Annotated in this window: 7 protein-coding genes and 1 pseudogene; 5 read left to right on the top strand and 3 right to left on the bottom strand. The window is 46.8% G+C overall.

Going from position 1 to position 8,903, the window contains the following annotated elements; genetic code table 11:
* Nucleotides 1-303 precede the first annotated feature (303 nt).
* Entirely contained in the window at nucleotides 304-2,349 is a 2,046-nt protein-coding gene (locus ACO0LF_RS30800; RefSeq protein WP_423021143.1) for a methyl-accepting chemotaxis protein, read from the top strand.
* A 48-nt stretch (nucleotides 2,350-2,397) separates the two neighbouring features.
* On the top strand, nucleotides 2,398-3,567 hold the full coding sequence (gene pstS / locus ACO0LF_RS30795) for a phosphate ABC transporter substrate-binding protein PstS (protein WP_423021141.1): 1,170 nt from the start codon (nucleotides 2,398-2,400) through the stop codon (nucleotides 3,565-3,567).
* Nucleotides 3,568-4,285: 718 nt separating this feature from the next.
* Here the strand turns inward: pstS and ACO0LF_RS30790 are convergent.
* A complete protein-coding gene (locus tag ACO0LF_RS30790) occupies nucleotides 4,286-5,209 on the bottom strand; it encodes a LysR substrate-binding domain-containing protein (RefSeq protein WP_423021139.1) in 924 nt (307 codons plus the stop codon).
* A 117-nt stretch (nucleotides 5,210-5,326) separates the two neighbouring features.
* Here ACO0LF_RS30790 and ACO0LF_RS30785 point away from each other — a divergent pair, with 117 nt between their 5' ends.
* The 3 genes from ACO0LF_RS30785 to ACO0LF_RS30775 all read left to right on the top strand — a co-directional run bounded on the left by ACO0LF_RS30785 (nucleotide 5,327) and on the right by ACO0LF_RS30775 (nucleotide 6,924).
* Nucleotides 5,327-5,638, top strand: a complete 312-nt coding sequence (locus ACO0LF_RS30785; RefSeq protein ID WP_423021137.1) for an antibiotic biosynthesis monooxygenase family protein — start codon at nucleotides 5,327-5,329, stop codon at nucleotides 5,636-5,638.
* A 289-nt stretch (nucleotides 5,639-5,927) separates the two neighbouring features.
* Complete coding sequence (locus ACO0LF_RS30780; protein ID WP_423021135.1) at nucleotides 5,928-6,344, top strand: BON domain-containing protein; 417 nt, start codon at nucleotides 5,928-5,930, stop codon at nucleotides 6,342-6,344.
* A gap of 61 nt (nucleotides 6,345-6,405) precedes the next feature.
* On the top strand, nucleotides 6,406-6,924 hold the full coding sequence (locus ACO0LF_RS30775) for a hypothetical protein (protein ID WP_423021133.1): 519 nt from the start codon (nucleotides 6,406-6,408) through the stop codon (nucleotides 6,922-6,924).
* Between the two features lie 161 nt (nucleotides 6,925-7,085).
* Here ACO0LF_RS30775 and ACO0LF_RS30770 read toward each other — a convergent pair whose 3' ends face one another.
* Nucleotides 7,086-7,820: a DNA-formamidopyrimidine glycosylase family protein gene (locus tag ACO0LF_RS30770; protein ID WP_423021131.1), complete on the bottom strand. Its 735-nt coding sequence runs from the start codon at nucleotides 7,818-7,820 to the stop codon at nucleotides 7,086-7,088.
* A gap of 163 nt (nucleotides 7,821-7,983) precedes the next feature.
* A pseudogene (locus ACO0LF_RS30765) lies at nucleotides 7,984-8,726 on the bottom strand (NAD(P)H-hydrate dehydratase).
* Between the last annotated feature and the right edge of the window lie 177 nt (nucleotides 8,727-8,903).

Below are 8,903 nucleotides of genomic sequence, written 5' to 3'. Positions count from 1 at the left end.
AGGTTGAGCATGGATTGTCCCTGCAGCAAACAGTAGGAACTGCTTGTGCTCTAGAATACTTGCGGGCACATGGTGTTCCACGCCAGGTTACCCAGCGAGTGTTGACTATGCCAGAGTGTCGCCGGGTCCACGCTTAGCATCATAAACGCTTTCACCTATGGCATCGGTTACGGCACTTGAAATGTCGTAACTATTTGTGACATCGAAGTCACGAAAATGTCATAAAGCTGGCGCATCATTGCTGCAATGCAATAAGCTCGTTTTGCCTTAAAACGAGCTATGCCGCTTTAAGGTGACCACACCATGTTTCTACGTCCTGCCATCGCGCTAATGCAGCGCCTCCGTCTGTTTCCCAAGTTCCTGATCGTTGCGGTACTTTTTTCTGTACCCGCTATCCTGATCACTGGCTTGCTAATCCATGAGCTCAATAAATCTATCTCTTTTAGTCAGAGTGAGCGGCTGGGTGTCCAGCAATTGCAGGCTGCACAAGAATTGCTGAAACTGACGCAGCGTCATCGCGCTCTGCGTCATTTAGCCCTGGCCGGTAATGCACCAGCCAAAGAAGAGGCAAGCAAGGTACAGCAAGAAATTAGCTCAAAAATATCAGCGTTTGACAAACTACAAAAAACTCAATTGGAAATGGGGCTGGACGCATCGTTTACCACCATCAGACAGTCCTGGGAAAGCATCGTACAAAAGCTGCCAGCATCAAAGAATAAAGAAAGCTATATCGATCACTCATCGCTGATCGCACAATTGTATAAACTTAATACGCAAATCGCCGATCGTTCGCATCTTACGCTGGACCCGGAAGTGGATACCTATTACCTGATTAATCTTTTTGCAAAAAATTTGCCTGAAATAGCAGATGGCATTTCAGATATTGCAGCTCGAGGAGCTTCTTATATCGATACGGGCTTGCTGGAGGCCAATGAGGATTTGCTGATCAGTTCGGATGTAATGCTAGCCAAACGTGACATCAGTCGTATTCCGGCACTACTGGAAGCGATGTACAGAGCTAACCCTGGCTTCAAAACGAAGCTGGATGCGCAACAGGCCGTACTTGCCAGTAATTTGGCGTTCTTGGAGCGTACAAAAAATGAAGTACTCAATACCCTGAACCAGACATCGGGCACAGAATTTTTGAAAGCGGGCATAGCAAGTGTCGATGGCTGGTATGCCTATGCAAATGCTACAGGAGCTTTGCTTGGTGCATCTCTGGAAGAGCGTCTTCAACGCGACATCTTGCACCGAAATATGTTGATCGCAGTGATTTCCTTCATCTTGATTGTTGCAGCTTATTTACTGGCCGGATTCTATGTTTCGTTTTCTGGCGAAGTGCAAGAACTAAGCGAAGCTGTACAACGTGTCGCAGCAGGAGATCTCAGTACCAGGATTTCGTCACATGGTAAGGACGAGATAGCGCAGTTGCTCAACGCATTTGAAGAAATGAGCCTGGGGCTGGCAAGTCTCGTTGCCAATATCCGCAGTGGGACAGAAACAATCGCCACGGCATCCCAGGAGATTGCGCACGGCAATGCTGATTTGTCCACCCGCACTGAACAGCAAGCCGGTTCGCTGGAGGAAACTTCTGCTTCCATGCAAGAACTGACCAACGCAGTGAAACAAAACGCTATTGGTGCGGAACAAGCCAACGGTAATGCCTTGTCTGCTTCAGATATAGCCCGCGAAGGGGGCGTGGCAGTGGAACGGGTGATTGATACCATGAGAGCTATTGAACAATCGTCAAAAAAAATCAACGACATCATCGGTGTTATTGACGGCATTGCCTTTCAAACCAATATCCTTGCTCTGAACGCTGCAGTAGAAGCTGCCCGCGCTGGCGAACAGGGCCGTGGCTTTGCTGTTGTTGCTTCAGAAGTACGCAATCTTGCACAACGTTCTGCCGGTGCGGCCAAAGAGATTAAGCAACTGATTACAGCTTCGGTAGAACAGGTCAATGTAGGCAGCAAGCAAGTGCAGGCGGCAGGCGCAACCATGGAACAGATTGTTAGCTCCATTCAGTCTGTCACCGATGCCATGGAAGAAATCACTACTGCCAGTGCCGAACAGCGTTCCGGTATTGAGAATGTGAATGAGGCACTGAGTCAGATGGATGACATCACGCAGCAGAATGCAGCTCTGGTTGAGCAAGCGGCAGCGGCGGCAGAAAGCATGCGTGATCAGGCGGTCAGACTGTCGCAAGCAGTCGCTGTGTTCAAGATTCATGACGTTGAAGCGACAAAATCAAGTCAAGAAGTGGAACGTCACCGCATAACGACAAAAAATTCTGCCGCACAAGTCAGGCAAATTACCAAGTCCAAACTTCGCCTGGCGAGTAAGAATTGACCTTACAACATTTCAGCGCTTATTTATGGCATGCAAAGAGGTATTAAAATGACTTTATTATTACTGTTACCAAGAACCTCATTTCGTTCTATACATCGCAACTATTCCGATAAAGATGCCGATATCCAGCCTATCGGCAAGTCCATTAATATGCTTAGATTTGGTCAAATCGCGACCATATCCAAAGCCTTTTCACTTTTCTTGGTTCTGAGCTTTCATATCTCATCAGGGATTGCGGCAACGATAAATGGCGCTGGCTCCTCCGCAGCCGCACCTCTGTATAGTAAATGGGCGGACGCCTATAGCAAGAAAACCGAAATAAGTGTTGTCTATCAACCTGTTGGTTCATCCACAGGCATAAAACAAATTAAAGCAAAAGCGGTAGACTTTGGTGCCAGCGATGTCGCGCTCAGTGTGGCTGACTTAAAGCATGACGGCCTGATTCAATTTCCATCCGCAATTTCTGGCGTGGTACCAGTTGTTAATATCCCCGGGATCGCATCAGGAAAATTAAAACTCACAGGCGAGGTTCTGGCAGACATATTCGGTCGGAAAGTGAACCAATGGAATGATCCTGCTATCGCGGCGTTAAATCCTGATATCAAACTACCCAAGAAAACAATAGAAGTGATAGCACGTCAAGATGGATCTGGCACTACCTATAATTTCACAGATTACCTGGCAAAGCTTAGACCAGATTGGCAGAGTACATATGGCAAGAATTTTACAATCAAGTGGCACGCAGAGCTAATTCAGGCTAAGGGTAGCAGTGGCATATCTGCGGCAGTAAAAAAAACACCTTACGCTATCAGCTATATCGACTACAACTATGTGCTCCAGGACAGCTTGGATTATGTACTTCTTAAGAACCGGGATGGAAAATTTGTAGCACCTTCAGCCGATGCATTCGCGGCTAGCATGCTTAATAGCGGTTGGAAAACGCAAGGTAGCTTTGAAGAAATGCTGACTGATAAGCCCGGACCCAACAGTTGGCCTATCGCGATGGGTACCTTTGTCATACTCCAGAAAAATGCTAGTAACCCCGATAAAGCGATTGCAACAATGAAATTTTTTACCTGGAGCTTTATGAACGGAGACCATCTGGTTCATGCCGTCGACATGGTAAGACTGCCAGACAGCATACAAGCGCGCATTTTTAAAGAAATCATGACGGTGGCCGACGTCAATGGCAAGCCTTTGCAATGGGTTCCGCAATAAAAAAGAGAGATTATGCGTTTTACTATCCCGTCGGTCGAAATTTGATGGCGGCCGTCGAGTTTCAAGTATATTTTTGCTCGCTGTCGATGTTTTACGAACTCCGCAGTTCTAGGTGAGCATTGTATGGCACGTTTGAACGCGGTGCTGAATGACTCTGTCAGTTTGACCCACCTACCACTGCCTAGTTAGGCTGCCACCCGGCCATACGACTCCTCAAATCCAAATTCTTCCAGACACAAGTGAAGCTGTTTTAAGCTGCGTCCCTTCTTGAAATTTTTACCCGCTGCAGCTTTAAGTCAGCCTGAAAGCTGCAATGCATATTTACCAATGGTACAGGTTGTTCGTCGCTCTACATGACCTGGTTCTGTGATTTCAGCGATCAGATAGCGCCGGACAATGTTGCGAGAGCTGTGCAGTCGTCTGGCGGTCTCCCGTAGGGGCATCTGGTCACCAATGTGCCAGCGTCGAATAATACCTAGTAATTCGACGTCAATCACTCCTGCCGCTACTCACCAAAATAAGTAGGATTGTGTGCTAAACGTGGGTCAATTTTCAGTGCAAATCAACAATCGAAAAGAAGATCCAAAGATTGGATCACTTCCTACGGACATACGCCATCCAATCGGCGCGAACAGTGCCGCACAATCCGTTCTAGCTTGCATAGCCGTCAACCAGGATGTATCCAGAAAATGCAGCCGTGCTGTCAATATCCAAAAACCTATGGGAGTACTGGCCTCGTTCTTTTTTCCACAGAGATCACAGTGTTATCCTCAGCAAAATTAAGCTGTAACTCCGATAACACTTGCAACAAGGCTGCGACTTTTGGCTGCATAAAATCATTACGCGAAATAAGCATTGTGTTAACTGAACGCATGTCTCCGTCAAGAAAGTGTTCTGACAACCTAATTCGCTCAGTATATGTTTCAAGAACGGCAGCGGGTATCAAGGCAATGCCCATACCTGCAATGCAGCATCCGAGCATAGCATGGTAAGAACCCAATTCAATGATTTTCTGCGGCGCCACCTGGTCGCGGGCACACCAGGCTTCAAGGCGTTGACGATGTGGGCAGTCGGACTCAAACGCTAATAAGTTTCCAATTTGCATATCGCGTGCAGACCGGATTGGTGGATGCCATAGCGGGCCGATAATAACCAAGGTTTCGACGTAAGCCAACACGCTATGAAGACGTGTGTCTGATACTGGCTCGGCAACTAACGCTGCATCGAGTTCACCAGCGAGAACCCGGGCAGTCAATGGACGGGGAGCTCCCGTTCTTAGTTCCACTGATAGATCAGGATACGATTCATTGAGCTTAGCCAGCAGTGCAGGAAGCCGTATAGCCGCTGTGCTTTCCATGGCACCTAAAGCTAGCACGCCACGCGGGTTCGTCTCATGCATGGCGCCCCGTGCCTCTTCGGCCAAATTTAATAGGCGAATTGAATAATCAAGCAATATTTTGCCTTGAAAGGTCAGCTGCAAGCGTTTGGACTCGCGAACAAAAAGCAAAACGCCAAGATCAGCCTCCAAATTTTGAATGCGTGTTGTAACGTTGGATGGAACCCGATTCAATACTGATGCTGCACGGGTAATACCTCCTTGATTTGCTACCTCTTGGAATACACGTAGGTCAGAAAGCTTCATATTCTGTTTTTGAGAACGAAAAATTCATTTTAATTCAATTTACAAGAATTTTAAGAGAACCTAGACTTATGTTGTGCACCGTCACTTTGGTGGGCACAAAATAACTAAAGGAATAAAATGCTAATTACTGTTTTTCGCTCAAGATTAAATTCAGAAACCTTGGAGGAGTATCAGTCTATGGCAACACAGCTAAGCAAATTGGTGGCAGAAATTCCGGGCTACATCTCGCATAAAGGTTTTGTAGCGAATGACGGGGAGAGGGTAACAATCGTGGAGTTTTCCTCTGAAGAGGGTATGCGTGCATGGGCTAAACACCCGCTGCATGTTGAGGCAAAAAAGAAAGGACGAAGCTCTTTGTTTACTGAATACCACGTTCAAGTATGCAAAGTATTGCGCGATAGCGCCGGTAGCGGCCATCAACGGAACTAAGGTCAGCCTGATTTTTTCTGGACAGATAACTTTTCGCCTAAAAACAAATTCCCATTGTGTTTACGAAGTGTAGCGCGACAAGCCGCTTCCGGCTTAGATTTTCAAGTAAGCCGCGTTACGAGTTGTCTGCCGAGCGAAGTTTTTAAGTACGAGACGGCGCAGAATTAGTTCCTGACTGAAAACTCCTTTTTCGATACAAGATTACATGTGACCTACCGCACAGATGCAAAGATTGAAACTTCTTAATATATGGTTAATTGTCCTAGAGGGACTTAACCAGGAGAAGTAAATGGGAAGAAGATTTAATCAGATTGGTGCTGTAACATTACTGAGCCTGGCTATATTGCCCGCTACAGTATTTGCTGCAGACCCGGCCCCTCCAGTTGTTACTGAAGGAAAAACCGCATCTAATGTGGATAATACTGCCATTAATCAGCGCGATAAGCTCGCTGGAAATAAAACCCCAGAAGATCAATTTAATACGCCAGAAGACCGGACGCTACTCGCAGAAGTCAGGCGCTCTATTGTTCACGACAAATCCCTGTCGATGACCGCACACAATATCAAGATCAATGTAGATAGCGGAAAGGTCACTTTGCGTGGCCCGGTAAAAACTGCCGACGAAAAATCGAAAATTGAAAAAATCGTCCAGGCTGTTAAGGGTGTGAGTTCCATCAATAACGCATTGGATGTAAAAACGAACTAGGCTGGCCCAAGCCAGGCCAAGCAAAATACGCAAGCACGATAATTCATTAAAAGGAATACACATGAAAACTGCAATTTACTGTATCGCGACAAATCGCGTCCAAGCTGAAAATATTGTTGATAGCTTAAAAAACTCTGGTTTTTCAAATAATGATATTTCCGTGTTATTCCCAGATCAGGAGGGAACCAGGGATTTTGCGCACGAGCAAAATACTAAATTGCCTGAAGGAGCAGCGACGGGCGGTGTTGCAGGCATGGGCGTTGGTGCGATCCTGGGTTGGCTGACTGGCATAGGCGCATTGGCAATTCCTGGTGTAGGACCTTTCATCGCCGCAGGTCCTATTATGGCTGCATTGAGCGGTGCAGCCTTGGTCGGAGCAGCAGGCGGCCTCATTGGCGGCCTTGTTGGCCTGGGCATCCCTGAATATGAGGCAAAACTATATGATGGAAAAATCCGCAGCGGTAACATTTTAATCTCTGTTCACACAGATGATTCTGATCGTACTAAACTTGCGAAAGAAATTTACGAGAAAGCTGGCGCAGAAGACATTAAGTCTACTTCAGAAGCCAGTGCCCCTTAAATTCATGTAAGGATTCTGAAGTATTATCTCTATAAAAGCGGATTTTAGACAATCCGCTTTTATTTTTTTGGAATGGCTATATTAAATTTCTAAATAAACATAGGTCGTATAGGAGAATTTTTAAATAAAAAATTTGAATTGATTCGTATATTGGAGATCGCTCAGGTATATTTTTTTTGACAGCGCTCACAATAAAACGCTCTACGCTTTTTCTGTCCCAAGTGGCCTTTCAAAAATGGAATCTGGCATCGTGGACAAATTTTCTTCGTGTGCGCCAGCCAATGCTGTTTCAAGACAAACGCTTTTTTCCATTCTAGAAATTCAAAGCTATACTTCCGCGCCTGCGTGACCAGTGCCGTTAATTTTGCACTTGGCAAACTTCCTACCGTTGAAAGCGGATGAAGACGGATGCGGAACAAGACTTCGTTCTTAATGATGTTACCCACACCAGAAAAAATATCCTGCTCCAGTAAAGCGTCACACACCAGCATAGAAGCATTTGCGCGTAATTTTTTGCGGGCTGCGGCGGCATCCCAACTGTCTGACATCACATCAGCAGACCAGTCATAGTGCGTATTGATATCGCCTTCAAGATATTTGACGGAACAGGTATAAAAATTAAGTTCCTGCCCATCTTTGAATAATAAAGCCAAGCGCGGAATCGCGTCCTTGCGTTCATTGATTCGATAACTGCCAAACATCAGAAGATGAATGCGCACTGTAAAATCTTCAAAGACGATCAGAAAGTGCTTGCCCCAGGTCAGCAAGGCCTTAATTTCTTGATTTGCCAAGCGAGCCATATCTATTTTGGCGTTGCCATGCGCTTTTTCCACAGTCTTTCCAGAAAAACTGTTGGCTGCTTCCTGCAATATGCGAATAGATGGGCCTTCGGGCATGGCTGTTTATGTAGAAATTTTTATGATTAGTCGCTAGTTTTCTTGACGCAAGTCATGAACCTTACGAGGAATACTGAAACAGATCTAGAAAGGATTTTTCGGCTTCAATTTTCATTTTCGTCTCACCTTAGGACACCGACAAGACTCGCAACAATGGCGGACCCTAGGCACTGATATCACGAGCAAGAAAACCAAGCGGACCATGTTGCAAGGACAATTGTTCACCGGCCAGCGCGTGAAGTGCGACACCCCAGGCTGCGGCCTGTTCAAGTGTCGCTCCACGAGCGGCCAGCCCCGCAATCAATCCAGCCAATACGTCTCCAGAACCAGAAGTGGCAAGGCCGGTGTTTCCGCCGCTATGCCACCATAGCCGTCCTCCCGGGTCGGTAATAAAAGTTGTACTGCCTTTCAGCACTACTGTGGCATTCCACTCTTGTGCAGCCTGACGCGCAGCTTGCTCTGGCGCTCCTTCTATTTCTGACTTTGATCGAGCTGTTAGATGCGCCATTTCACCGCATGCGGCGTAATGACTACCCTGGCCTTCAACACCGTCTTATCTGATGTGCTGTCTGATGCGTCCTTTCTTAGGACATTCATCGCTGCAGCATCCAGCACAACTAATTTGTCTTTACACTGGGCAAGAACGAGACGAGTCAGTACCTGAGTAGCCTCATCATCCTGCATACCCGGACCAACCAAAACTGCACTGGCACATTCACATGCTGTCTGTACCACATTGCCATGTGCGATTAATCCGCCATCAACAGTTTCATCCAGGCCAATCACTTTGGCTTCTGGCAAAGCGACGCCCAGTGCTACTGCTACGCTGGCGGCGGTGATAATGCTTAATTTGCCTGCGCCAGCTCGTAATGCCGCTGTGGCAGACAACAAGACAGCACCGGGCATTTCACGTGACCCAGCGATGATCAAGATATGACCACGTGCTTCTTTATCTGCCATGGCATCTGGAATTGGGAGAGGCCAGTTACGCAGGACGCTCGCAGTAATATCAATATCATCATCGACTGGATTGGTTCTGGAATTGTCATTCATAAATATCAGGCCTTGGGCGCGGCAGGCACA

The organism is Undibacterium sp. Di27W (genome assembly GCF_049340345.1).
Lineage (GTDB): Bacteria > Pseudomonadota > Gammaproteobacteria > Burkholderiales > Burkholderiaceae_D > Undibacterium.
This window is presented reverse-complemented; position numbering and strand designations above follow the sequence as displayed.

Bases quoted from the DNA above. Each gene is read 5' to 3' on its own strand.
- ACO0LF_RS30800 (WP_423021143.1), top strand. From the start codon at position 304: ATGTTTCTACGTCCTGCCATCGCGCTAATGCAGCGCCTCCGTCTGTTT.
- pstS (WP_423021141.1), top strand. From the start codon at position 2,398: ATGACTTTATTATTACTGTTACCAAGAACCTCATTTCGTTCTATACAT.
- ACO0LF_RS30790 (WP_423021139.1), bottom strand. From the start codon at position 5,209: ATGAAGCTTTCTGACCTACGTGTATTCCAAGAGGTAGCAAATCAAGGA.
- ACO0LF_RS30785 (WP_423021137.1), top strand. From the start codon at position 5,327: ATGCTAATTACTGTTTTTCGCTCAAGATTAAATTCAGAAACCTTGGAG.
- ACO0LF_RS30780 (WP_423021135.1), top strand. From the start codon at position 5,928: ATGGGAAGAAGATTTAATCAGATTGGTGCTGTAACATTACTGAGCCTG.
- ACO0LF_RS30775 (WP_423021133.1), top strand. From the start codon at position 6,406: ATGAAAACTGCAATTTACTGTATCGCGACAAATCGCGTCCAAGCTGAA.
- ACO0LF_RS30770 (WP_423021131.1), bottom strand. From the start codon at position 7,820: ATGCCCGAAGGCCCATCTATTCGCATATTGCAGGAAGCAGCCAACAGT.